This is a genomic window from Kocuria rosea (assembly GCF_023715525.1).
GTDB classification, from domain to species: domain Bacteria; phylum Actinomycetota; class Actinomycetes; order Actinomycetales; family Micrococcaceae; genus Kocuria; species Kocuria rosea_A.
In genome coordinates, this window is sequence record NZ_JAMBOG010000004.1 from 15,854 (window position 1) to 39,569 (window position 23,716).

At 75.4% G+C, this 23,716-nt stretch carries 21 protein-coding genes; 11 read left to right on the forward strand and 10 right to left on the reverse strand.

The window, feature by feature from the left end; translation table 11 throughout:
- Genes M3185_RS17315 through M3185_RS03690 form a run of 3 tightly spaced genes read right to left on the reverse strand, consistent with a single transcriptional unit; the run spans nt 1 to nt 4,239 of the window.
- Complete coding sequence (locus tag M3185_RS17315; RefSeq protein ID WP_251332326.1) at nt 1–1,614, reverse strand: HAD-IIIA family hydrolase; 1,614 nt, start codon at nt 1,612–1,614, stop codon at nt 1–3.
- Complete coding sequence (locus M3185_RS03685) at nt 1,611–3,248, reverse strand: carbamoyltransferase family protein (RefSeq protein ID WP_251332327.1); 1,638 nt, start codon at nt 3,246–3,248, stop codon at nt 1,611–1,613. Before M3185_RS03685 ends, M3185_RS17315 begins: the two co-directional genes overlap by 4 nt.
- A gap of 49 nt (nt 3,249–3,297) precedes the next feature.
- Nucleotides 3,298–4,239, reverse strand: a complete 942-nt coding sequence (locus M3185_RS03690; RefSeq protein ID WP_251332328.1) for a polysaccharide pyruvyl transferase family protein — start codon at nt 4,237–4,239, stop codon at nt 3,298–3,300.
- Between the two features lie 172 nt (nt 4,240–4,411).
- Between M3185_RS03690 and M3185_RS03695 the strand changes: the two genes are divergently transcribed.
- Together M3185_RS03695 and M3185_RS03700 are read left to right on the forward strand one after the other, a co-directional pair.
- Nucleotides 4,412–4,768 (forward strand): hypothetical protein, encoded by a 357-nt coding sequence (locus M3185_RS03695; protein WP_251332329.1) that lies wholly within the window; start codon nt 4,412–4,414, stop codon nt 4,766–4,768.
- The gene (locus tag M3185_RS03700) at nt 4,765–5,013 is read left to right on the forward strand and encodes a hypothetical protein (RefSeq protein ID WP_251332330.1); all 249 of its coding nucleotides are present in this window, start codon (nt 4,765–4,767) and stop codon (nt 5,011–5,013) included. The genes M3185_RS03695 and M3185_RS03700 overlap by 4 nt, the downstream gene beginning before the upstream one ends.
- Before the next feature lie 28 nt (nt 5,014–5,041).
- Here the strand turns inward: M3185_RS03700 and M3185_RS03705 are convergent, their stop codons facing one another.
- Both M3185_RS03705 and M3185_RS03710 read right to left on the reverse strand, forming a co-directional pair.
- On the reverse strand, nt 5,042–5,833 hold the full coding sequence (locus M3185_RS03705; protein ID WP_251332331.1) for a cytochrome c oxidase assembly protein: 792 nt from the start codon (nt 5,831–5,833) through the stop codon (nt 5,042–5,044).
- Complete coding sequence (locus M3185_RS03710; RefSeq protein ID WP_251332332.1) at nt 5,830–6,327, reverse strand: DUF2243 domain-containing protein; 498 nt, start codon at nt 6,325–6,327, stop codon at nt 5,830–5,832. Before M3185_RS03710 ends, M3185_RS03705 begins: the two co-directional genes overlap by 4 nt.
- 104 nt (nt 6,328–6,431) lie before the next feature.
- On the opposite strand from M3185_RS03710, the gene pepN reads away from it, so the two are divergent.
- The 3 genes from pepN to M3185_RS03725 all read left to right on the forward strand — a co-directional run bounded on the left by pepN (nt 6,432) and on the right by M3185_RS03725 (nt 12,007).
- Entirely contained in the window at nt 6,432–9,044 is a 2,613-nt protein-coding gene (pepN, locus tag M3185_RS03715; RefSeq protein WP_251332333.1) for an aminopeptidase N, read from the forward strand.
- A gap of 123 nt (nt 9,045–9,167) precedes the next feature.
- Nucleotides 9,168–10,328 (forward strand): hypothetical protein, encoded by a 1,161-nt coding sequence (locus M3185_RS03720; protein ID WP_251332334.1) that lies wholly within the window; start codon nt 9,168–9,170, stop codon nt 10,326–10,328.
- Nucleotides 10,325–12,007, forward strand: coding sequence for an ABC1 kinase family protein (locus tag M3185_RS03725; protein WP_251332335.1), 1,683 nt, complete (start codon nt 10,325–10,327; stop codon nt 12,005–12,007). Before M3185_RS03720 ends, M3185_RS03725 begins: the two co-directional genes overlap by 4 nt.
- A gap of 37 nt (nt 12,008–12,044) precedes the next feature.
- Here the strand turns inward: M3185_RS03725 and M3185_RS03730 are convergent, their stop codons facing one another.
- On the reverse strand, nt 12,045–13,475 hold the full coding sequence (locus tag M3185_RS03730) for an aldehyde dehydrogenase family protein (protein ID WP_251332336.1): 1,431 nt from the start codon (nt 13,473–13,475) through the stop codon (nt 12,045–12,047).
- Between the two features lie 215 nt (nt 13,476–13,690).
- On the opposite strand from M3185_RS03730, the gene M3185_RS03735 reads away from it, so the two are divergent.
- From M3185_RS03735 to M3185_RS03760, 6 genes are all read left to right on the forward strand, one after another.
- Nucleotides 13,691–14,392: an SDR family oxidoreductase gene (locus M3185_RS03735; protein WP_251332337.1), complete on the forward strand. Its 702-nt coding sequence runs from the start codon at nt 13,691–13,693 to the stop codon at nt 14,390–14,392.
- A 220-nt stretch (nt 14,393–14,612) separates the two neighbouring features.
- Nucleotides 14,613–15,299 carry a hypothetical protein gene (locus M3185_RS03740; RefSeq protein ID WP_251332338.1) on the forward strand — a complete coding sequence of 229 codons (687 nt, stop codon included), beginning with the start codon at nt 14,613–14,615 and terminating at the stop codon, nt 15,297–15,299.
- A gap of 163 nt (nt 15,300–15,462) precedes the next feature.
- Nucleotides 15,463–16,362, forward strand: a complete 900-nt coding sequence (locus tag M3185_RS03745) for an oxygenase MpaB family protein (RefSeq protein WP_251332339.1) — start codon at nt 15,463–15,465, stop codon at nt 16,360–16,362.
- Nucleotides 16,363–16,454: 92 nt separating this feature from the next.
- Nucleotides 16,455–17,378 (forward strand): ABC transporter permease, encoded by a 924-nt coding sequence (locus M3185_RS03750; protein ID WP_251332340.1) that lies wholly within the window; start codon nt 16,455–16,457, stop codon nt 17,376–17,378.
- 3 nt (nt 17,379–17,381) lie between these two features.
- Nucleotides 17,382–18,446 carry a taurine ABC transporter substrate-binding protein gene (locus M3185_RS03755; RefSeq protein WP_251332341.1) on the forward strand — a complete coding sequence of 355 codons (1,065 nt, stop codon included), beginning with the start codon at nt 17,382–17,384 and terminating at the stop codon, nt 18,444–18,446.
- Nucleotides 18,443–19,291: an ABC transporter ATP-binding protein gene (locus tag M3185_RS03760; RefSeq protein ID WP_251332342.1), complete on the forward strand. Its 849-nt coding sequence runs from the start codon at nt 18,443–18,445 to the stop codon at nt 19,289–19,291. Before M3185_RS03755 ends, M3185_RS03760 begins: the two co-directional genes overlap by 4 nt.
- Before the next feature lie 16 nt (nt 19,292–19,307).
- Here M3185_RS03760 and M3185_RS03765 read toward each other — a convergent pair whose 3' ends face one another.
- The 4 genes from M3185_RS03765 to M3185_RS03780 all read right to left on the reverse strand — a co-directional run bounded on the left by M3185_RS03765 (nt 19,308) and on the right by M3185_RS03780 (nt 23,646).
- Complete coding sequence (locus M3185_RS03765) at nt 19,308–20,969, reverse strand: glycosyltransferase (protein WP_251332343.1); 1,662 nt, start codon at nt 20,967–20,969, stop codon at nt 19,308–19,310.
- 265 nt (nt 20,970–21,234) lie between these two features.
- Entirely contained in the window at nt 21,235–22,296 is a 1,062-nt protein-coding gene (locus tag M3185_RS03770) for a lipoate--protein ligase family protein (protein ID WP_251332344.1), read from the reverse strand.
- 133 nt (nt 22,297–22,429) lie between these two features.
- The gene (locus M3185_RS03775; protein WP_251332345.1) at nt 22,430–22,690 is read right to left on the reverse strand and encodes a type B 50S ribosomal protein L31; all 261 of its coding nucleotides are present in this window, start codon (nt 22,688–22,690) and stop codon (nt 22,430–22,432) included.
- A gap of 401 nt (nt 22,691–23,091) precedes the next feature.
- Nucleotides 23,092–23,646, reverse strand: coding sequence for an AMIN-like domain-containing (lipo)protein (locus M3185_RS03780; protein ID WP_251332346.1), 555 nt, complete (start codon nt 23,644–23,646; stop codon nt 23,092–23,094).
- Nucleotides 23,647–23,716 lie beyond the last annotated feature (70 nt).

The window sequence follows — 23,716 nt, forward strand, 5'->3', positions numbered from 1 at the left end:
TCAGCCCCGGAGGCCGGCCGGGACGGGCACGGGCCCGCCGGACAGGACGGCGGCCACGGCGTCGCGCAGGGTCGGGGCCACGGCGGGGGCGGCGGCGACCTCCTCGGCGCGGGTCACGGGCGTGGGCACGAGGACGCTGCGGGCGCCGGCGGCCTGGGCGGCCTCGACGTCGGCGCCGATGTCCCCGACGAGCACGCACTCGCGGGGGTCCACGCCCAGCTGCGCGGCGGCAGCCAGCACCATCCCCGGCGCCGGCTTGCGGCACGGGCACCGCTCCTCGGGCGCGTGCGGGCAGACCTGCCAGGTGTCGAACGGACCGAGCAGCTCGGCGAGGCGGGCGTTGACCGCGTCCACCTGCGCGCGGGTGAGCAGGCCGCGGCCGATCCCGGACTGGTTGGAGACCACGCCGACCCGCAGGCCCGCGGCGCGCACGGCGTCGACGGCCTCCCTCGCCCCCGGCACGAGCTCCACCCGCGCGGGGTCGCCGTTGTAGGGCACGTCGTGGACGAGGGTGCCGTCGCGGTCGAAGAGCACGGCGCGCACCGGCACGGGCCAGGGCCCGGTGCGGCGGTGGCGCCACCAGCCGCGGACCTTGTGCCGGACCGCGGCCACGGGGATGGCGGCGCTGGTGCGCGCCATCCGGGACAGCTCGGGCAGGAACTCCGGATCGCCGGGCCGGGGCCCCGGCGCCAGGCGCAGCAGCAGGAACCGGCCGGTCCGCCAGCTCCACGCGGCGGCGCCGGCGGCCGCCACGACGAGGGCGCCGCGGGCGGCCGGGCGCCGGCCCAGCGCCGCGGCGGCGAGGGCGGTGCCGGTACCGGCGGCGGCGGCGGCCAGGGCGGAGACGGTCGCGACGTGGCGCGGGAACGCGCCCGCGGGGGCCTCGGCGGCTGCGCGCCAGCCGGGCCCGTGCAGCCGGCGCATCAGCGCGTCGTCGGCGTTGCCGGCCTGCACCCGCAGGCTCACGAGGTCGTCCGCGGGGCGCACGGGGTGGGTGATCCACCGCTGCCCGCGCACGAGCTGCCACCCGGCCCGGCGCACGCGCAGGGCGAGGTCGGCGTCCTCGCGGTAGGCCCGCGGGAAGCGCTCGTCGAAGCCGGAGACGGCCTCGAGGGCCGCGACGCGGTAGGCCATGTCGGCGGTGGCCCAGTCGGCGCCCTCGAGGGACGCGGTGTTGCGCTCCCAGTCGGTCGGCGGGCGGTGGCCGGGCAGGGGCACCTCGATCCGGCCCTGGCTGGCACCGATCTCGGGCCCGCACACGGCGAGGTCGTCGGCGAGGCGCCGGGCCCAGCCCGCGGGCAGCTCCACGTCGTCGTCGAGGAACGCGATCCACTCCGCGCCCGACGCGCGGGCGGCGCGCCAGCCGCGGTTGCGGGCGGCTGCCGGTCCGCGGCCGTAGCCGCGGACCGTGCGCACGGTCCAGGCGACGGTGTCCGGGACGGTGGGCTCCAGCGGTTCCACGTCCCCGCGCCGGTCGTCGACCACGACGACCTCGAGCGGGCCGGGGTGCTGCGCGTCGACGTCCTGGGCGGAGAGCGTGTCGAGCAGCCACTGGAGCGTGGGCCGGCCCACCGACGGGATGACGACGGCGTACGTCGCGGGCGCGGCCGTCACCGGGCCTCCTGGAAGAAGGAGGCGCGGCGGACCAGGTGCGGGCCGAGCACCAGCGCCGCGACCGGGGCGGAGCCGAAGAGCTCGAGGGCGTCGCGCGGGTCGTCGACCATGGGCCGGCCCGCGGTGTTCAGGGACGTGTTGACGACGACGGGCACCCCCGTGCGCTCGTCGAACGCGCGCAGCAGGGCGGCGATCCCGGCGTTGTCCTCGTCGGTCACGGTCTGGATGCGGGCGGTGCCGTCCACGTGCGTGACCGTGGGGATCCTCTCCCGCCACTCCGGGGCCACGTCGTGGACGAAGAGCATGAAGGGGCTGGGGATCGGCCCGCCGCTGAAGATCTCCCCGGCGCGCTCGGCGAGGACCATGGGCGCCACGGGGCGGAACTGCTCGCGGCCCTTGACGTCGTTGAGCCGCTCGAGGTTGTCCGGGTGCATGGGATTGGCGATGAGGGAGCGGCGGCCCAGCGCCCGGGGGCCGAACTCGCTGCGGCCGTCGAACCAGGCGATGACGCCGTTGTCCGCGAGGATGTCGGCGACCTCCCCGGCGAGGTCCTCGGGGGTGGTGAAGGGCACCTGGGCGGTGGTCAGCCACTGCGCGAGCGCGTCGTCCGACCAGCTGCGGCCCAGGGCGGCGGTGGGCTGGGGCGCGCCGAGGTCCCCGGCCTCCTGGGCCAGGTGCAGGGCGGCGCCGAGGGCGGTGCCGGAGTCGCCGGAGGCGGGCTGCACCCACACCTCCTCGAACGGGGTCTCGCGCCAGATCCGGGAGTTCGCCACGCAGTTCAGGGCGGTGCCGCCGGCCATGGTGAGCACGCGGTCCCCGGTCTGCTCGTGCAGCCAGCACGCGAGCTCCACCAGCACCTCCTCGACCACGGCCTGGACGGAGGCGGCGAGGTCGGCGTGGTCGCCGCCCCACGTGCCGTCGTCGACCCGGCGGGGGGCGAAGCGCGTCCAGTCCGGGGCCTGGGCCCGGAAGCCGCCGTCGCCGGTGGCGCGGACGATCTCGCGCAGCTGCGGCAGGAAGCGGGGCTCGCCGTAGGAGGCCAGCGCCATGACCTTGAACTCGTCGGAGGAGCGCAGGAAACCGAGGTGGTCGGTGAGGGACTCGTAGAGCAGCCCCAGGGACTCGGGCAGGGCCTGGCGGGCCAGGATCTCGAGCTGCCCGTCCCGGTAGCGCCCGGCGAGGTGGGAGTGCGCCTCGCCGCGGCCGTCCACGACCAGGACGCTGCTCGTGCGGGACGGCGCGGCCAGCCCGGCGGAGGCGGCGTGGGCCACGTGGTGCTCCACGAAGCGGACCTTGGAGCGGTCGAGGCCGGGCAGCACCTCGGCGATGAAGCCCGGGGCACGGCGGGCGTAGTCCACGCGGACGTGGTCGTAGGGGTCGTCGGGGATCTCGGCGGCGACGGAGGGGTCGAAGGAGTAGCCGACGACGTCGATGTCCTCGGGCTTCAGACCGGCCTCCGCGAGGCACCAGCGCATCGCCTGCTCCGGCAGCTCCCACGCCGAGAAGGGCACGGGCCGCTTGCCGTGCTTGCGCCGGGAGAAGCGCTCCTCCTCCGCGGCCGCCACCACCTTGCCGTCCACGACGAGAGCCGCCGCGGGGTCATGAAAAATCGCGTTGATGCCCAGGAAGTTCATGATCCGGAGTATTACACAGTGTGATCAGGCGGCTGACATTGGATCCGTGTCACCCCTGGTGGGGGCCGGACAGGGCCAGGTCCTCGGGCTCGTGCGCGGGCTCCGGGGCCAGCAGCCCGACGAGCTCGTCCAGCTGCCCGGACCCGCTGGGGGCCAGCGCCGCCCGGGCGGCCGCCGCGTCGCGGCCGGCGTCGGACAGGCACCACTGCAGCAGCTCGTCGAAGCGGGCGGCGCCGGCGTCCTCCGCGGGGACCACGGCCGGCCAGTTCCACGCCCGGGCCTGGGCGGTGACCTTCCCGCCCCCGGCCACGGGGTCGACGGCGAGCACGGGCACCCCGGCGCGCAGGGCCAGGACGAGCCCGTGCAGGCGCATGCTCACCACGGCGTCGAGGCGGGCGATCACCGAGCCGACCTGCGCGGGGGTCGCCGGCAGGCGCCAGTCCCGCGGGTCCAGCCGGGTCTCCAGCGGGAGGCGGGCGGCGTCCAGCCCGCCGAGCCACTGCTCCAGACCGGCGCGCACGGCCTCGTGCCGCCGGCGCGGGCCGTACTCCTGCTGGCCGGAGGTGAGGTAGACGCCCAGCACGGGCGCGAGCCGCGGCCCGGGCCGCGCCGCCAGGTCCCGCCGGGCCCCGGCCCCCGGACGGTCCCGGGCGATCACCCGGTGGAAGCCGGCGGTGACGGGGTCCTCGGGGTCCAGCACGCTCACGCCCACGGCGATCCGCCGACAGTGGGCGAAGCGGGCGTGCAGCTCGGCCACGGAGCGGCCGGTGGCCGGGCCGCAGACGAACACGAGGTCGGTGTAGCGGGCGGGGTCGGCGTCGTCGAGCCGCAGCCCGCCCGGGGGGCACATCACCGCGCTCCACGCGACGTCGTGGGCGATGCCCGCGCCCGCCAGGGCGTCGGCGACGGCGACGGCGTCCATGGCGAGGACGTCGCCGGCCGTCGCCTCGCCGTGCAGGACGCTGGACCAGCCGACCACGAGTGTGCGCATCCCCCGAGGCTAACGGCTCCCCGGACGCGCACGGGCGCCGACGCGGCCGCCTGCGTGATCCGTTCTGTAACGACTGGGCGAAGCGGCTAGTGGCAACCGGATGGCGCGTCTACGCTCGGTAGCACTGGTCGAGCAGAAAGCCAGGGAGCCCCGTCGTGGAAGGACCCCGCTCATGGACCACAACTTGTCCGTCGTCGTGCAGGTGGACCTGCACGGCCGGTACGTGCACCTGGTCGTCACCGGATGCCTGACCGAGCTCAACCACCGGGCGCTGCCGCCCCTGATCCGCCGGGCGCGCGCCCTCGTCCCCGACGTGACGGTCAACGTGGACCTCACGAGCGCCCAGCACGTCGAGCCCCTCGCGCTCGAGCTGCTGCAGCGCTGGGTCGAGGCCGTCCACGCGCAGGAGCCGGGCGGGCCGGTGCGCGTGCTGACCCGGCCCGTGCCGTTCGGCTTCCCGGGCGCGACCGAGCCCTTCCAGCCGGCCGGCCGGTGGACCGTCGGCGACCTCGACGGGGTGGCGGCATGAGCGAGCTGCACGTGGCCCCCGCCGCCGCGGACGCCGGGCAGTGCGAGACCTGCCTGGCCCCGGAGTGCGCGTTCCCCGCCGAGCTGGGCGCCCTGACGCTCGTGGAGCTGCAGGTGCTGCACAGCCGCATCGCGTGCCAGCTCGACCACGAGTACCTGGACAACCCGGACGGGCCCCACCCCGTGACGCAGGACCGCCACGAGGAGCTCCTCGCCGAGCTCGAGTCCCGCACCCGCGCGGACTGACGCCGGTCCGCCCGGCGTCCCGGCCCGCTCAGGGACCCGGGCGGGCGTGCTCGCGCGGCCGGGTGGCGGCGTACCACCGGGCGAAGAACACCACGAGCAGCGCGACGTCGGCGACGTCGCCGCCGTAGTACATGATCTGCGCCCCGGCGCGGCCGTCGGCGGCGCCCACGCCCGCCGGCGGGTGCGCGTAGAGCCACTTGGCGAGCACCGAGTGGGCGGCGACGAAGAGCACCAGCACGGCCGAGCGCAGCGCGAAGGAGCCCCGGTGCGGGTCGGGGTCCGCCCCGGCGATCGCCGCGGTGAAGAGGTAGCCGGCGGCCAGGACGTGGGCGTGCACGACGGCGTGCAGCAGGGCCGAGGAGTGCGCGGCGGCGTAGAGCCCGGTGGTGTAGAGCAGCCACAGGCCCCCGGCGTCGAGCACCCCGGCGACCACCGGGTGGGTCGCCGCCCGCGCCCACCGGCCGCGCAGCACCCGGGACAGGGCCCGGGCCTCGCCCACCGGCAGGGCGCGCAGGGCCAGCGAGACCGGCGCGGCGAGCACCAGGGCCAGCGGGGCGAGCATGCCCAGCAGCAGGTGCCCCACCATGTGGGCCGAGAAGCTCTCGCGGGCGGCGTGGGCGAGGGGGCCCAGCAGCGCCGCGCCGGCGGCGGCGAGGCCCGCGTACCACAGGAGCGTGCGGTGGCCCGGCCAGGGGCTGCGGTGCCGGGACGCCCACAGGCCCGCCGCGTAGCCGGCCGCGGCCACGGCGAGCGCGAGGACCACGACGCCGTCGACCAGCGCCCACCCGGAGGACCCGGCGCCCCCGTGGTGGCCGGTCACCGCGCCGCGCGGGCGCGGCCGGTGCGGCGGAGCACCACCAGCCCCGCCACGAGGGCGAGGCCAGCGGTGCCGATCCAGGTCGCGTCGTAGACCAGCAGGTCCACGTCGTAGCGGATCTGGTGCAGGCGCAGGACCTTGTGCAGGAGCACGCCGTCGAGGAGCTGGAAGAGGCCGAGGCCCGCGAGCAGCCCCCCGCTCCAGCGGCCCCAGGACACGGCGCCCCGGCGCCGGACGTCGGCGAGCAGGAACAGCGAGCCGACGGTGACGAACCACCCGAAGGCGTGGAAGAGGCCGTCCGAGACCAGCGCGGCGTCCGGGGTGGACAGGTCGTAGAAGTGGTGCCAGTGCAGGATCAGGTGGAAGACGGCGAGGTCGACCACGGACGCGGCGATGCCCGCGCCCAGCAGGGCCCCCGCGAGGAGGGTGCGGCGGTCCGGGCCGGGCGTCCCGCCGGCGGGGGCGCCCCGGCCGGCGGAGGCATCGGCGGTGGGCATCGGGTGCTCCTTCGGTCGGGGCGGCGGTCGTCCCCAGCCTAGGCTCCCGCCGGCCGCTGTCCAGGGGCAGGTCCCGGGGGCGGCGCGGGTGGTTCAATGGCACCGTGCGCAACGAGAACCTGACCCGCCGTGAGGCCGCCGGCCGTTCCGAGCTCATCACCGTGCAGGGCTACGAGGTCCTGCTGGACCTCTCCGCCGCCGCGGACCCCGCCGCGGAGTCGTTCCGGTCGGTGACGACCGTGCGCTTCACGGCCGAGGAGGGGGCGCAGACCTTCCTGGACTTCATCCACGCCTCGGTGGAGTCGGTGACGGTCAACGGCGAGGAGCTGGACCCCGACGACGTCGTGGAGGGCTCCCGGATCCGCCTGCCCTCCCTCGCGGCGGCCAACGAGGTGACGGTGGCCGGGCAGGCCCGGTACTCCCGCTCGGGCGAGGGCCTGCACCGCTTCGTCGACCCGGCCGACGGGCAGGTCTACCTCTACACCCAGTACGAGCCGGCCGACGCCCGGCGGGTGTTCGCCAACTTCGAGCAGCCGGACCTCAAGGCGTCTTTCCGCTTCACCGTCCTGGCCCCGGAGGGGTGGGAGGTGTCCTCCAACGGCGTGCGCATGTCGGCCGCCCCGGCGCCCGAGGCCGAGCGGGCGGGGGCCGTGCGGCACGCGTTCTCCCCCACCGAGCGGATCTCCACGTACATCACCACCGTGCTGGCCGGGCCCTACCACCGGGTGGCCGGCGAGTGGCGGCACTCCTTCGAGGACGGCAGCCGGATGTCCGTCCCGCTGGCGCTGTACTGCCGGGCGGCCCTGGCCGAGCACCTCGACGCCAAGGAGCTGTTCGACCTCACCCGCCAGGGCCTCACGTTCTTCACCGAGCTGTTCGGCTACCCGTACCCGTTCGGCAAGTACGAGCAGGCGTTCGTCCCGGAGTACAACCTGGGGGCCATGGAGAACCCGGGGCTCGTGACGTTCACCGAGGAGTACCTGTTCCCGGACGGGGCCACCCGGGCCCAGTACCAGGGCCGGGCCAACACGCTGATGCACGAGATGTCCCACATGTGGTTCGGGGACCTCGTGACGATGTCCTGGTGGGACGACCTGTGGCTGAAGGAGTCCTTCGCGGAGTTCATGGGCGCCCACGCCTCGGTGCAGGCCACGGACTTCGAGGAGGCGTGGATCGCGTTCGCCAACCGGCGCAAGGCGTGGGCCTACCAGCAGGACCAGCTGCCCACCACGCACCCCGTGGTCGCCGACGTCCCGGACCTCGAGGCCGCCCGGCAGAACTTCGACGGCATCACCTACGCCAAGGGCGCGGCGGTGCTCAAGCAGCTCGTCGCCTTCGTGGGCTACGGCCCGTTCGTGGAGGCGTGCCGCTCCTACTTCCGCCGCCACGCCTACGGGACCACGACCCTGCAGGACTTCCTGGCCGTGCTGGAGGAGGCCTCCGGGCGGGACGTGCGCGGCTGGGCGGACTCGTGGCTGGGCACCACCGGGGTCTCGACCCTGACCCTCGACCTCGCCCGGGACGACGACGGCGCCGTCACCTTCGCGGCCCTGCTCCAGGACCCCGGCCCCGGGGTGCTGCGCCCCCACCGGCTGCTGCTGGGCTGCTACGAGCGCGGCCCCGGCGACGTCCTGGTGCGCACGGGCACCCACGGCGTGGACCTGCCCGCCGCGTCCTGCGTGGAGGTGCCCGAGCTCGTGGGCTCGACGGCCCCCCTGCTCGTCGTCAACGAGGAGGACCTGACCTACGCAAAGTCCCGCCTCGACGCGCTCTCGCTCACCACGGCCCTGAGCTCCCTGTCCTCCGTGGAGGACCCCATGGCCCGCGCGCAGCTGTGGGCCGGGCTGTGGAACACCACCCGGGACGCCGAGCTGGACCCGGCCGACTACGTGGGCGCCGTGCTCGACCACGGCCTCGCCGAGCCCCAGGCCGGGATCTTCCAGAACGCCGCGGACCGCGCCGTGGAGGCCGTGGAGCGCTACGCCCCCACCGCCCGCCGGGGCCGGCTGCGCGGGCGGCTGCTCGACGCCGTGGTGCGCGAGCTGCGGGCGGCCGACCCCGGCGGCGACCGCCAGCTCGCCCTGGCCCGGCTGACGGCCCGGCTGGCCCGCCGGGACGGCAGCCACGGCGGCTGGCTGCGGGACCTGCTCGAGGGCCGGGACGCCCTGCCCGGCCTCCCGCTGGGCCCGGAGCTGCGCTGGGCGCTGTGGACGGCGCTCGTGGCCACCGCCCACGGCGAGGACCCCGCCCTGGCGGCGGCGACCGAGCGGGAGCAGGCCGCGGACCGCACCCGCACGGGCCGGATCGGCTGGGCCCGCACCCGCGCCGCCCGCCCCGTGCCGGAGGCGAAGGCCGAGGCGTGGGCGGCGATCACCGGGGAGGAGCTGTCCAACGACCTGCTCACCGCGACGATCACCGGCTTCCAGCTGGGGCCCGCGGAACTGGTGGAGCCGTACCGGGAGCCGTACTTCGCGATGCTCGAGGAGGTCTGGGCGCAGCGCTCGATCGGGATGGCCACCCGCATCGTCGAGGGCCTCTACCCCGCGCACGCGGACCTGGAGCCCGGCCACGACCCGGCGCGCCACCCGGTCCTCGCCCGCACCGACCTGTGGCTGAGCAACCACGCGTCCGCTCCCGCGGCGCTGCGGCGGATCCTCGTCGAACAGCGCGACCACCTGCTGCGCGCGCTGCGAGCGCAGGCGGCGGCCCGCGCCTGAGCGGCGGCCCGCCGTCCGGGCCGGGGACCGGACGGCGGGCCGGCCGGGGGCGGTGGGCCGCGCCGATGCGGAATCGTGAGAAGCTGGGAGGACCCCCAGCCACCAGCTCCATCGAGGGAGACCATGACCGACTACGCGCTCAACGACCGCGGATCTCTGGACATCGTCACGGAGAACTTCTACGACACCGAGATCATGCGGGTGTTCGGCGGTCTGTCCTACGGCAAGCTGCGCACCTGGACGGGCAACGCGGCGCTCGTGCCGGAACCGGACAACCCCTTCGACCCGCACACGATCTCGGTGCGGATCGGGCGCAACAAGGTCGGTCACCTCGCCCAGCAGGACGCGCAGCGGTACTGGCCCTACATCGCCCGGGTCGTGGCGTCCGGCTACACCCCCGTGGCCCCGCTGAAGCTGGACGCCACCGTGCTGCGCCAGGACGGGCAGGCGGAGGTGGACGCCACGGCGCGGCTGTCGATCGCCGCCCCGGACCTGCTGTTCCCGCTCAACACCCCGCCCACGCACGCCGCGGTGCTCCCCCAGGGCGCGTCGATCAAGGTCCTGGACGAGCAGGAGTTCGCGGAGTACCTGCACAGCATCGTCCCCCCGTCCGGGGAGGGCCGCGTGATGCTGACCCTCGAGACCAACAAGGTGCGCAACCACCACGGGCAGACGGTGGACACCGTGGACGTGCTCTACGAGCGCCGCCAGGTCGGCCGGCTCTCCACGCAGATGTCCCAGCAGTTCATCCCGGTCATCAACCACGCGTTCCAGCACGAGCTGCTCACGGCGGTGTGGGGCACGATCCGCGGCTCCGCGTTCGAGGTGTCGATGACCCTCCAGGCGGCCCGCCCGGAGGAGATCCCCGCCGAGTGGTTCGAGCGCCTGCCCAACGACGTCCCCGAGCTCCTCCCGCCCGGGGACGCCCACCCCGTCCCCGACGCCTACGTGCCGGCCGAGGCCGACCGCTCGCGCAACGCCAAGAAGTGGCGCAAGGGCTTCGCGGTCGCCGCGCCGGCCGCGCCCGCCCCGGCGGAGGCCGCGGAGCGCCCCGACGTCGTGGCCGCTCGCCGCTCCTCCGCCCCCGCCGGGGCGGGCCGGCTCGGGCAGGTCTCCGTGGCCGTGTGGGCGCTGCTCGCGATGACCGTGCTGCTGGGCGTGGTGGGCGTGGCCTTCCTGGGCGTCGAGCCGCTGGTGAGCGCCCTGTGCTTCATCGTGGCGGTCGCCACGGGCTTCATGTCCTTCTACCTGGCCCGGATGAGCACCGGAGTGGCCGGTCGATGATCAGCCGGCGCGAACGCTTCCTGCAGATCCTGGAGGTCCTCTCGAAGCACGGCTTCGGCTTCGCCCTCGGCGGGATCAAGGAGGAGTGGCGGGCGCCGCTGGCCCGGGTGCGGCTGATCGACCCGGACAAGCTCTACAGCCAGCCGGTGCACCTGCGCCAGGCGCTGGAGGAGCTCGGCCCCACCTTCGTGAAGCTGGGCCAGCTGGTCTCCACCCGCCCCGACCTGCTCCCGGCCCGGTACGTGCAGGAGCTCGCGCGGCTGCAGGACAACTCCCCGCCCGTGCCGCCGGAGCGGATCCGGGCGATGATCGAGTCGGAGCCGGACTCCGCGGCCGAGGAGATCCTCGCCGAGATCGACCCGGTGCCCCTGGCCACCGGGTCCATCGGCCAGGCCCACGCGGCTGTCTACCACGGCGCGGACGTCGTCGTGAAGGTGCGCCGCCCCGGCGTCGTCGAGGAGGTCAACCGGGACCTGGAGATCCTCGCGGAGCTCGCGAAGCTGCTGTCGACCTACTGGCCCGCCGTGAAGCACTTCGACCTCGCGGGCCTCGCGGACGAGTTCGCCCAGTCCCTGCGGGACGAGCTCGACTACCTCACGGAGGCCCGCAACGCCCAGCGGATGGCCGAGAACTTCATGGGCGACCCGCGGATCCACGTCCCCAGGATCCACTGGGAGGCGACCACCTCCCGGATCCTCACCATGGAGCGGATCCGCGGGATCAAGATCAACGACTACCCGGCCCTCGAGGCGGCCGGGCTCGACCGGCACCTGCTCGCGGTGGACTCCACCGAGGCGATCTGCCGGATGATCTTCGAGCACGGCTTCTTCCACGCCGACCCGCACCCCGGCAACCTCTTCGTGGAGCCCGGCGGGCGGATCGGGATCATCGACTTCGGGATGGTGGGCTCCCTCTCCGAGGAGTTCCGCGACAACCTGGTCACCGTGATGCTCGGGGTGGTCCAGCAGAACGCGCGGCGGGCCGCCGCTGGGCTGCTGGGGCTGACGTGGCAGGAGCAGGACGTCGACCGGAAGGAGCTGGAGCGGGACGTCGCCCTGCTGCTGCGCCGCTACGCGAACCGTCCGCTGCACGAGGTGCGGATCGGCCACCTCATGGGGGACCTCATCGGGGTGCTGCGCCGCCACCGGATGCACCTGCCCCGGGAGTCGGCCCTGTTCCTGCGGATGCTGGTCACGGCCGAGTCCGTGGGCACCGGCCTGGACCCGGAGTTCGACCTGGTCTCCGTCCTCACCCCGTACGCCGAGCGGTTCGTGCTGCACCGGCTCTCCCCCGACGCGCTCGCCAAGCGGCTGCGGGACATCGTCCAGGACGCCGTGCAGATGGGCGTCGAGGTGCCCGAGTACCTGCGGCGGCTGATCGTGGTGCTCGAGCGCGGCGGCTTCGACGTGCACCTGCGCGCGGAGGAGCTCGAGCCGCTGCTGCAGCGAGGGGAGAGGATCGGCCACCAGGTCGTGGCCGGCGCGGTGATCGCGGCGACGATCAACGGCATGGCCTACCTCCTGGCCTCCGACCCGGAGCGCTGGAAGCGGTACCACGTCCCGCTCATCGCCGGCGGGGCCACCACCGTCGGCACGCTGGCCGGGTACCTGGTGCTCTCGACCAACGTGCCCAGGGTGCGGCGCCTGGCCCGCGCCGTGCGCGGGCGGCCGCGCTTCTGACCCTCCCCGGTCCCGGGCGCGCCCGGGACCGGAGCGCTCAGCCGCGGGCCGGGGGCATCTCCACATGCACGACCTTCACCTGGGTCATCTCGTCGAGCAGCTCCGGGCCGTAGCCGAAGCCCGCGCCGGACGCCCGGCGCGGCTGCGCGGCCCCGCCGGGGGCGCCGCCGAAGACGTTGTTGACCTTCAGCGTCCCCACCGGCAGCTCGGCCACGGCCCGCTGGGCGTGGGCGATCCGCCCGGTCAGCACGGTCGCGGCGAGCCCGTAGCGGTCCGCGGCGGCCAGGCGCAGGCCCTCCTCGAAGCTGTTCACGACCTGGACGGGGGCCACCGGGCCGAAGGTCTCCTCCTGCATCACGGTCATCGCCGGCGTGCACTCCCGCAGCACGGTGGCCGGGTAGAAGACCCCGGGGCCCTCCGGCACCTGCCCGCCCTCGACGACGACCGCGCCCTGCGCGAGGCTCTCGCGCACCTGGCGGTGCACCTCGTCCCGCATCCGCCCGTCGACCAGCGGGGCGAGCGCCCCCGGGGCGTTGCAGCGGCGGGCCTGCTCGGCGAGCGCGGCCAGGAACGGCTCCGCGACGGCGCGGTGGACGTAGATGCGCTCGACGGCCACGCAGATCTGGCCGACGTTGGCGAACGCGCCCAGGGCGGCCTGCTCGGCGGCCCAGGCGGGGTCCACGTCGTCGTCGACCACGAGGGCGTCGTTGCCGCCGTTCTCCCGCACGACGTGGGCGCCGGTCTCCACGGCGGCGCGCGCGACGGCCTCGCCGGTGGCGGTGGAGCCCACGTGCGCGAGGACGTCGACGTCGTCCAGGGCGGTGAGCGCCCGGCCGACGGCGGCGCCGCCGGTGACGGTGCTCAGCACGCCGGCGGGCAGGGCCTCGGCGAGGATCTCGCCCACCCGGGCGCCGACGTGCGGGCAGCGCTCGCTGGGCTTGTGCACCACGGTGTTGCCGGTGACGAGGGCGGCTCCCAGCAGGCCCGCGGCCACGGCCACCGGGTCGTTCCACGGGGTGAGGGCCACGACGACGCCGCGGGGCTCCGCCACGGTCCAGTCGGCCGCGAGGACGCCGCCGCGCAGGCTGTGGCCGCGGTGCACCGGGCCGAGCTCCGCGTACTGGTACAGGGTGCCGACCCCGGCCAGGACCCCGCCCAGGGCCTCCTCGAACGGCTTGCCGGTCTCCCGGGTGTTGAGCTCGGCGAGCTCCTCGGCGTGGGCGGCCAGCCGGTCGGCGGCCGCGCGCAGGGCCTTCCCGCGCTCCTCGGGCGCCGTCCACGCCCAGTCGCGGGCGGCGGCGCGGGCGGCGGCGACCGCGGCGCGGACCTCCTCCTCGGAGGCGCTGGCCACGGTGCCCACCAGGGAGCCGTCCCGGGGGTCCAGCACGGTGAGCTCCGCCCCGGCCGCCGACGGGGACGCGGGCTCGGACCCGGGGCGGGCGGTGGCGGTCGGTGTTGCGGGGGTCATGGGTCTCCTTCTCGGTGCGTCCGGGCACGGGCCCGGCGGTCCTGTCCCGATGAGCATACTTACCGGCGGCCGGGGAGCGGTTACGGTAGCTGTGACCAGGCCGGCGCACCCGCGGCGGCCTGTGTGCTGTCCCCGCGGGGACGGCACGCCCGTCCGCGGCCCCCGCCGCGGGCGGCGCAGCGCACAGCACAGGCGCACAGCAGAGAGGACATTGCATGAGTTTCCAGCCCACCAACCCGGGCCGCGTCCTGATCACCGGCGGGGCCTCCGGTCTCGGCGCCGCCGTGGTGGAGGCGGTCCGCGACAGCGGCGGCACCCCCATCGTCCTGGACCGGGACATCAGCTCGCTCGCCGGTGTCACCGCGTACGAGGTGGACGTGGCCGACACCGCCGCCGTCACCGAGACCGTCCGCCGGGCCGCCGAGGCCGCGGGCGGGCTGGACGCGGTCGTCACCGCCGCCGGCATCGACCGGTGCGGGCGGCTCGAGGACGTGGCGGTCACGGAGTGGGAGAAGGTCGTGCAGGTCAACCTGTTCGGCACCGTCTCCGTGGTGCGGGCGGCCCTGCCGGCCCTGCGGGCGTCCCGGGGCCGGGTCGTCACCGTGGCCTCCACCCTGGCCCTGAAGGGCGTCTCGGACGCGACCGCGTACTGCGCCTCCAAGTTCGGCGTCCTGGGCTTCACCCAGGCCCTGGCGGCGGAGCTCAAGGGCGAGGTCGGCGTCACCCAGCTCATCCCCGGCGGCATGAAGACCCACTTTTTCGACGACCGGGACGAGCAGTACAAGCCGCAGGACGACTCCCAGCTCAACGACCCGCAGAACGTGGCGCAGGCGGTCCTGTTCGCCCTCTCGCAGCCCAAGGGCTGCGAGATCCGCGAGCTGTTCATCGCCCACGCCGAGGAGGGCTCCTGGCCCTGAGCCGACGTGCCCGGCGGGACCCGGTGGAGCCGGGCGGGGCGCGCCCCGTCGGGCTCCACCCGTCCCCGCCCCGCCCCGGCCCGGGCCGGAGCTGACGCATCGACGCAGGTGGCGACGGGGATTGTCCCCCCATTGGGGGACCGTTTCGGAGCGCAATGACCATGAAGGCGCATCTACACTTGAGCGACCCCCACCGTCCCCAGGAAGGCCAGAACCCAGCGTGGACATCCCCTCGCGCCCCGTGGCAGCCCGCGTCCTCCGCGTCGTGCGGTGCCTCGACGCCCACGGCAAGGTTGTGAGCCTCTCGGCCCACGCCCTGGGCCGGGGCTCGGCGAACCTCCAGGGCCTGCTGCGGTGGGCCTACTCCACCGTCCGCCCGGACATGGGCGCGGAGACCGTCACCGTGTCCTTCCTCGAGGAACCGGACGGACAGCTCCAGCTCGAGTACCTCGTCCTGGACGACGCCCCGCTCCGGTGGGCCCGGCTGCGCCGGAGGAGCGCGCGACGACGGCAGGCGGAGATCCAGGCCGCGCTGGCGCGGGCGAGCATCATCGTCACCTCCCTGGTGGAGGCCGCCGGCGCCCTGGCCGCCGCCACCTGCGCGCAGTGGGCGGACGGCGACAGCCCCGACTTCGTCGACGTGGTGCTCGACGGGACGCGGGCGCTGCGGCTGCCGCGCGCCGTGCACGCGGCCCTGGACGACGACGCGGTGCTGGACCTGCTGCGCGGCACGCTGACCCTGTTCGTCGCCAACGGCATCGACCGGCTGGTCATCGGCACCGACCCCGACCGCCCCGGCCACTACCGCGAGGCCGTGGTCGGGCGCTCCCCCGTGCTCCTGCGGTTCCTGCAGGGCGGGCGCCTGACCCCGGCCGCCGGGGCCCCGGGGGTGGCCGAGGGCGCCTGACGCGCTCGGCGTCCTGCCCGCTCGCCGGCGCCGCCCAGCGGTCCGTGGCGGCCCCGTCCTCCTCGGCCGCGCGGGCCGTGTCGGAGGCGGGCGCCATACTGGTCCGCAGCCCCTCCCGGCACGACGCCCGGCGGAACGGGGTGCGGATCGGAGGAGCACCGGCATGGACCTCATCGCACCGCTGCAGAACCGGCTGCGGGTGACCTTCGCGGGCCAGGCGGACGGCGTCCCGGCGTGGGAGCTGGCCCTCGCCGACGGCGACGACGCCGGCCACTTCCGGCCGGGCTCGGCGGTCTGGGCCGTCCACGGGTCCATGGCCACCATTCCCGCCGGGATCCGCGCCCTCCTCACCCAGGCCCTGCACCCGGGGGCGCTCGCCGGCGTCGTCGAGCACTCCGACTACCGCGCGGACCCCCTGGGCCGGCTGGCCGGGACGATCCGGTGGATCTTCACCGTCACCTACGGGGACACCGCGGCCGCACGGCGCGCGTCGGCCTACGTCCGCCGCCTGCACGAGAGCGTGCGGGGCACCTACGTCGCGGCCGACGGCACCGAACGGCCCTACTGCGCCAACGACCCCGAGCTGGCCGAGTGGGTGCACCTCGCGTTCACGGACGCCTTCCTGCGCTGCCACCAGCGGTGGGGCGGGGAGATCCCCGGCGGGCCCGACGCCTACGTCCGGGAGTGGGCCGTGGCCGGGGAGCTGATGGGCGTGGCCGACCCGCCGCGCTCCGAGGCGGAGCTGGACGGGCGTCTGCACGCGTTCCGGGACCGGCTCACCGGCGGCCCGCGCGTCGACGACGTCGTGGGCTTCCTCCGCCGCCCCCCGCTGGACCCGATGCTGCTGCCCGGGTACCGCGCCCTGTTCGCGGCCGTGGCGGACTCGCTGCCCCCGGACCGCCTCGACCTGCTGGGGCTCCAGCGCTCCCGCCTCGGACCCGTGCCCCTGCCCACCGGACGGGCCGCCGGGCTGACCCTGGCCGTCGTCGGCAGGGCCCTCGGCGAAACCGGCCCGAGCGAGGCGGCCGCACGCCGGAGGCTGGCCCGGCTGGGCCTGCTGTAGGCGCACGTCCCGTAAGCTGGGACGTCAGGAACGCCTGCCGCGGCCGGCGCCCGCACATGCGGGGACCAGTGCCACCGACCCGGGGAGCGCAGATGACCGAGAACGCGACGACCGGGGAGCTGCCCGTTCCGGGGACCGCGCCCCTGCGGACCGATGCGTCGCGGGAGGCCTCGCAGGCGGTGGCGGCCGGCGCCCGCAGCGCCTCCCGCCGGTCGAGGAGCCTGCGGCTGCTCGTCCAGGCCGGGGTGCTGGTCGTGGTGGTGCTCCTGTGGTGGCTGGTCACGGCGCTGCAGCTCGTCCCCGCCCTCTACCTGCCCTCCCCCGGTGCCGTCCTCAACGCGTTCGTGCAGGCGAACTCGTGCCGGCCGATCGCGGAGGGCCTGTCCCGGACCGTGTGCGGTGAGCAGAACTACTACCTGTGGGAGCACATGGTCGCCTCCCTCCAGCGGATCGCCGTCGGCCTGGGCGCGGCCGTCGCCGTGGGCCTGGCGGTGGGCTTCCTCATGGGGTCGTCCCGGTGGCTGCAGGTGGCCTTCGACCCGTACCTGAACTTCCTGCGGGCCCTCCCACCGCTCGGCTACATCGGCCTGCTGATCGTGTGGCTGGGCATCGGCGACGCGTCCAAGAACGTCCTCCTGTTCCTGGCGGCGTTCCCGCCCATCGTCATCGCCACCGTCCAGGGCGTGGCCGGCGTGCCGGCGGACCGGGTCAACGCGGCCCTGTCCCTGGGGGCGTCCAGGACCCAGAGCATCCGGTACGTGATCCTGCCCTCGTCCCTGCCGAGCATCCTCTCCGGCGTGCGCCTCGCGGCCGGCTTCGCCTGGACCACGGTGGTGGCCGCCGAGCTCAACAACGGCATCCCGGGCATCGGCGGGCTGGCCTACCTCTCCGGCACCCAGCTCAACACCCCGCTGACCATCGCCTGCATCATCACGATCGGCATCGTGGCGGTCGCCCTCGACGCGCTCATCGTCCGGATCAGCCGCTCGCTGGTCCCCTGGCAGGGAAAGGCCTGACCCATGCCCCTCTCCTGGAAGCGGCCGCTCGCCCTCGCGGCGGTCCTCGGCGCCGTCGCCGCGACGACGGGCTGCGTCGAGTCGGGTCGCACGGTGCACCCCGACGCCGTGCAGGCCGCCGCGCAGTGCCCGGTGGAGCCCGATCCCTCCATCACCACCACGGCGCGCATCGCCTGGCAGGCGATCCCCAACGGGGACCTCGCCGTCAAGGACCTGCGGATGCTGGAGACCTGCATGCCCAGCGCGGACATCACCTGGTCGAAGTTCGACTCCGGCGGGGACGTGGTGCAGGCCTTCGGCGCCGGCTCCGTCGACCTCGGGCTGATCGGGTCCAGCCCCGCCGTGCGGGCCGTCTCCCCGCCCCTGGACATCGACCTGCGCGTCGTGTGGCTGCAGGACGTCATCGGCGCGGCCGAGTCCCTGGTCGTGCGCGACGGGTCCGTCACCTCCGTCGAGGGCCTGGCCGGGAGGACGGTGGCCGTGCCCTTCGGGTCCACCGCCCACTACTCGCTGCTCAGCGCGCTGCGCGAGGCCGGGATCGACCGCGAGACCGAGCTGATCAACCTCGCCCCGGACAAGATGATCGCCGCCTGGCAGCGCGGGGAGATCGACGCCGCCTGGGTCTGGGACCCCACGCTCTCGGAGCTGCAGGCCAGCGGCTCCACCGTCCTGACCAGCGCCGAGACCGCCGAGGCCGGCTACCCCACCTTCGACATGGCGGCGGCGACCGCCGAGTTCGTCGAGCGCAACCCGGAGTTCATGCTCATGTGGACGACGGTCCAGGACTCCGCGGCCCGCAAGCTGGCCGACGGCGACGCCACCACGATCGACTCCCTGGCCGTGCAGCTGGGCCTGCCCCCGGACATCGTCCGGAAGCAGACCGAGGGCCTCACGTACCCCGACGCCCGGGAGCAGGCCGACCAGTACTTCGGCGGCGCCCTCGGCGGGGTCCTGGCGGACACGGCGAGGTTCCTCGTGGACGCCCGGGAGATCGACGGCACCGCCCCTCCGGAGACCTACCAGCAGATGCCGTACCCGGACGCGATCGAGGAGGTGGCGGCCCGATGAGCCAGCCGGCGGACCGCAGGAGCAGCGGAGCGGCAGCGGTGACGGCGGGCACCGCACCGTGGGAGGGCACGCCCACCCGGGAGCTGGTCCTCGACGGGATCAGCCACCACTACGTGGCGGGCTCGGGCGACGTCGTGCACGCGGTGGCCCCCACCGACCTGCACATCCCCGGGGGGCAGTTCGTCTGCGTCGTGGGGCCCTCCGGGTGCGGCAAGACGACCCTGCTGAAGGTCCTGGCCGGGTTCCTCGCCCCCTCCGCGGGCGAGGCCCGGTACGGGGACCAGGTGATCACGGGCCCCTCCCACGACCGCGGCGTGGTGTTCCAGCAGGCCAACCTCTACCCGTGGCTGTCCATCCGCGGCAACGTGGAGCTCGGGCCGAGGTTCCGGAAGGTCCCCAAGCGGGAGCGCGCCGCCCGCGCCGGCGAGCTGCTCGAGATGGTGGGGCTCTCCCAGTTCGGCGAGGCCAGGCCCTACGAGCTCTCCGGCGGCATGCAGCAGCGCGCCCAGATCGCCCGGGTGCTCGCCAACGAGCCGCAGGTCGTGCTCATGGACGAGCCCTTCGGCGCGCTCGACGCCCTCACCCGGGAGCGCCTGCAGGCGGACCTGCTGCGCATCCAGCGGAAACGGCGCCAGACCGTCTTCTTCATCACCCACAGCGTGGAGGAGGCCGTGTTCCTCGGCGACCGGGTCCTGGTGATGAGCCCGCGGCCGGGCCGGATCCTGCTCGACGAGCGGGTGGACCTGGCCTCGACGTACGGACCGGACGTGGGCCCCGAGATGAAGTCGACCCCCGAGTTCATCGCGATCCGCGACCGCGTGGCCGCCGCCATCCAGGTGTCCTGACCGCGCCCGGACCGGGTCAGGCGGTGGCCTCGCGGGCCGCCGCACCCCCGGCCAGCCGCTCGTAGGCCTCGACCACGGCCGGGGCCACGACGTCCGCGGCCCGCTCCCCCACGGCGCGGCGCCGTGCCTCCTCGCCCAGGCACCGCCGCACGGCGGGGCACTCCAGCATCATCCGCAGGACGGCGGCCAGGGTCTCCGGCTGCCCGGCGGGCGTGAGCATCCCCGTGATCCCGTCGGCCACGACCTCGGCGACCGCCGGCAGCCGGGAGCCGACCACGGGCGTGCCGCTGGCCAGCGCCTCCAACGCCCCGCGGGGGGCCACCGCGCGGGCGCGGGGCCCGTCCCTCCCGGGGGCCACGAACACGTCGAACGCCCGGGAGTAGAGGGCCGCCTGCTCCGGCGGGACGTCGCCGGGCAGGCGCAGGCGCCCGGACAGGCCCAGCTCGGCGGCGAGGGCCCGGAGGTCCGGGCGCCCGGCGGCGTCCCCGAGGACGACGACGAGCAGCTCCGGCACGTCCGGGAGCACGATCGCGGCCGCGCGCAGCAGGTCCTCCAGGCCGTCCTCCGCGCCCGCCCCGGCGGCGGCACCGAGCACGCGGGCGCCCCCGGGCAACCGCACGGCCCGCCGGGCCTGCGCGAGCGGGAGGGGCTCGGGGAGGTACCGGGCGTCCAGGGCGGCGGGGACGGTGCGGGCGGGCACCGGCCCCTCGGGCAGGGCCCGGGTCTGCTCCCGCACCTGCTCGGCCAGGGCCGGGCCCGGGGCCACGACGCCGTCGGCGCTCGCGAGGGCCTCCGCCTCCCGGGCCGCGAAGAGACGGTGCCCCTCGCTCGAGGCCGCCTCGGCGGGGCGGGAGGCCGCCCACGCATCGGCCGGGAGGTCTCGGGCCTCGTAGACCCACGGCACGCCCAGGGCCTCGGCCACGGCCCGCGTCACGAGGGCGTTGGCGAAGGACGTGGTGGTGTGCAGCACCGCGGGCCGGGTGCGCAGGGCCAGCTCGAGGACGGCCTGCGCCTCCTGCTGCAGCCGGCCGGTCGCGGCCGGGGCGAGACCGGCGAGCAGGACCCGGTGGTAGGCCACGCCGTCGACGACCGCCGGCGCCGCGGCCCGCAGCGTCCTGGCCGGCACGTCGCGCCCGGGCCGCGTCACCGCCGTCACCGCCCAGCCCCGCCGGACCGTGGCCGTGAGCAGGGCGTGGTCGGGCCCGGCGGCGTCGCCGGGGGCGGGCGGGAGGGCGCCGGTGAGCACGTGCAGGACCGCGCAGGGCTGCGGCCGGTAGCCGACCACGGGCGTGAGCGTGGGCCGCCACCCGCAGAACAGCCGCAGCTCGTCCTCGTAGTGGAACAGCTGGCGCCGCTCGGCCGGGGTCGCGCGGCCGGCGGCCACGGCCCGGCGCAGTCCCACCACGGACTCCGAGAACCGCCCGACCTGCCGGTCCCGGCGGGCCTTCGCGCCGGCACGGCCCGGGGTCCCGGCGGGGACGAGGGCCAGGAGTCGCTCGGCGTCCTCGGTGCGGCCCCGGGCCAGGGCGGCGTCGGCCAGGCGCAGGAGCGCCCGGAGGTCGGAACCGCCGCTCTCGGCGCGCTCGACCCGCGCGCCGAAGCGCCGCTCGGCGCGGGCGTCGGCACCGGGCAGCACGGGATGCCGGCGCAGGAAGAGGGGAAGGAGGGTGTGCGGCATGGCTCTCTCGGGGGGGGGTCAAGAGGGGCCGTCCCGGCCGGTGCCGGGGCGTGCTGCGGGCGGGGGGGGTGGGGAGGCCCGCCGCGCCGGGGTGCGCGGTGGGCGACTGCTGCTCGTCCGGGCTCAGCGTAGCAACATCTGCGCCGGGACCGGCCTGCGGGATGGCCGCGCCGGGGCCCTCGCCCGGGTCCGTCGCCCAGGCGCCCCGGGAGGCGCCCGAGCACGGCGGCGTCGGCCGGCGTCGGGCGGGAGGGGCCGCGGCCGGTCAGGGCACGCGGGCGATCCACTCCGGGGTGGCGAACTTGGTGGCCACCAGCTCCCGCGCCGCGGCGAGCTCCCCGGCGCCGACCGCGCCCTCCACCGCCGCGTAGCGGCCGGTGAAGACCTCCATGAGCTTGGCGACGACCTCGGCCCGGGGCAGGCCGGTCTGCCGGCGCAGCGGGTCCACGCGCTTCTTGGCCGAGCGGTGGCCCTTGTCGGAGAGCTTCTCCTTACCGATCCGCAGCACCTCGGTCATCTTCTGCGCGTCGATGTCGTAGCTCATGGTCACGTGGTGGACCATCCCGCCGCCCGCGAAGCGCTTCTGCGCGGCCCCGCCGATCTTCCCGTGCTCGGTGGCGATGTCGTTGAGCGGGACGTAGAACGCCTGCAGGCCCATCTCCTGGAACGCCTGCATGACCCACTGGTCGAGGAACGGGTAGGACTCGGCGAAGCTGAGCCCGTCGACGAGGGTCTGCGGCAGGTACAGCGAGTACGTGATGCAGTTGCCGGCCTCCATGAACATGGCCCCGCCGCCCGAGACCCGCCGCACCACGGAGATCCCGTGCCGGGCCGCGCCCTCGGGGTCCACCTCGTTGCGCAGCGACTGGAACGAGCCGATCACCACGGAGGGCTCCTCCCAGTCCCACAGCCGCAGCGCGGGGCGCCGCCGGCCCGCGCCGACCTCCCGGGCGAGCACCTCGTCGAGGGCCAGGTTCTCCAGGGTGGGCCGCACGACGGGCGGGATGATCTCCCACTCGTGGTCGTCCCACGTCGTCGCCCGGGCCAGGGCGCGCCGGACCGCGGTGGCGACGGCTTCGGGGGAGAAGCCGAAGAGCACGGCGCCGGGGGCCAGGCGCGCCCGCACCGCGGCGGCGATCTCCTCCGGGGCGGCGTCCTCGCTCAGACCCGTCAGGGCCGCGTTGATGTCCTCGAGCGCCTCGTCCGGCTCCAGGAAGAAGTCGCCGTTGACGGAGACGTCGGCGAGCCGCCCGTCGACGACGGTGAGGTCCGCGACCACGAGCTTGCCGCCCAGCACCTTGTACTCGCCGTGCCGCCGCTGGTCCATCCGTGTCCTCTCGTGTCCGTCCTGCCGGGGTCCCGGACCAGCCTACGTCGCGGCGTGCGGGCCCGGGGACGGCTCAGGCCCGGACCGATCCGGTCCGGGCCTGAGCACGAGGGTCCTGCGGGAGGGCGGAACGTCAGGCGTTCGCCTTGCCGAAGTTCTTGAAACGGGCGTTGAAGCGCTCCACGCGGCCGGCGGAGTCCATGATGCGCTGCTTGCCGGTGTAGAACGGGTGGGACTCCGAGGAGATCTCGACCTCGATGATGGGGTACTCGTTGCCGTCCTCCCAGACCTCGGTCTTCTCCGAGGTGGCGGTGGAACGGGTGAGGATGACCTTGCCGGAGGCGAGGTCGCGGAAGAGCACCGGGTGGTAGTCCGGGTGGATGTCAGTCTTCATGGGTTCAAACCTTCTGTCGGTGCCTGGATTTTGCCAGGCACGGCTTCGCTCGGAGGGCGGTGCGTCGTCGTCGCGGTCCCGCGCTCCGGGAAGGGCGGGGCGCCGGGCACCAGCGGACCAGCCTACCGGATGACGGGCGCCAGGTCACCCCCGCGACCCGCGGTGCAGAGCGCCCGGCGAGGGGTGCCCGGCGAGGGGTGCACGGCGAGGAGTGCACGGCCAGGAGTGCACGGCCAGGAGTGCACGGCCAGGAGTGCACGGCCAGGAGTGCACGGCCAGGAGTGCACGGCCAGGAGTGCACGGCCAGGAGTGCACGGCCAGGAGTGCACGGCCAGGAGTGCACGGCACAGGGCCCGGCCGGAGCCGGGCCCTGTGCCGTGACGTCCCCCGGGACGGTGCGCCTACCAGCGGTGGGCGACGTCGACCACGAGCCGTGAACCGCGGTTCGGGCCCTCGAGCACGAACACGCGGAACGGCAGGCGGGCGCGGACCCCGAGGCCGACCGAGGTCCTCGCCTCGTAGCTGCCGCCCCAGGCGACCTGGCGGAACGTCCGGTAGTCGCTCACGTCCACGAGCTCCCGGCCGTTGCTGAACTCGTACGTGGCGTCGCCGTCGGCGTCGTAGGCAGGGGCGTTGACGGTGATCACCAGGTCCGTCCCGCGCAGCGGGATGGCGTCGCCGGAGCCGATGCCCCTGAACTGCTTATAGCGGACGTCGTAGCCCCGCAGCTTGCCGTCCAGGTCGATCACCAGCCGGTCGAAGCAGCGGTGCTCCCCCGCCCGGACGTTGGTGACGTGGGGGTAGCGGGGAGTGGTCGCCTCGCCGTCCCGGGTCTTCGCCCCGGAGCCCCATGTGATGCCGCAGTAGGGGGCCGCGGCACTCGCGCTGCTGGGGACGATGAGCCCCAGCCCCATGGCCAGCACGATGGCCGCCAGCCATGAGATCAGCTTCTTCATGACACACCTTCTCGGTCGTCCGCCCGCCGGCCGTCGGCTGGTGCCTCGGTGTGTGGACCGGCCGCAGACG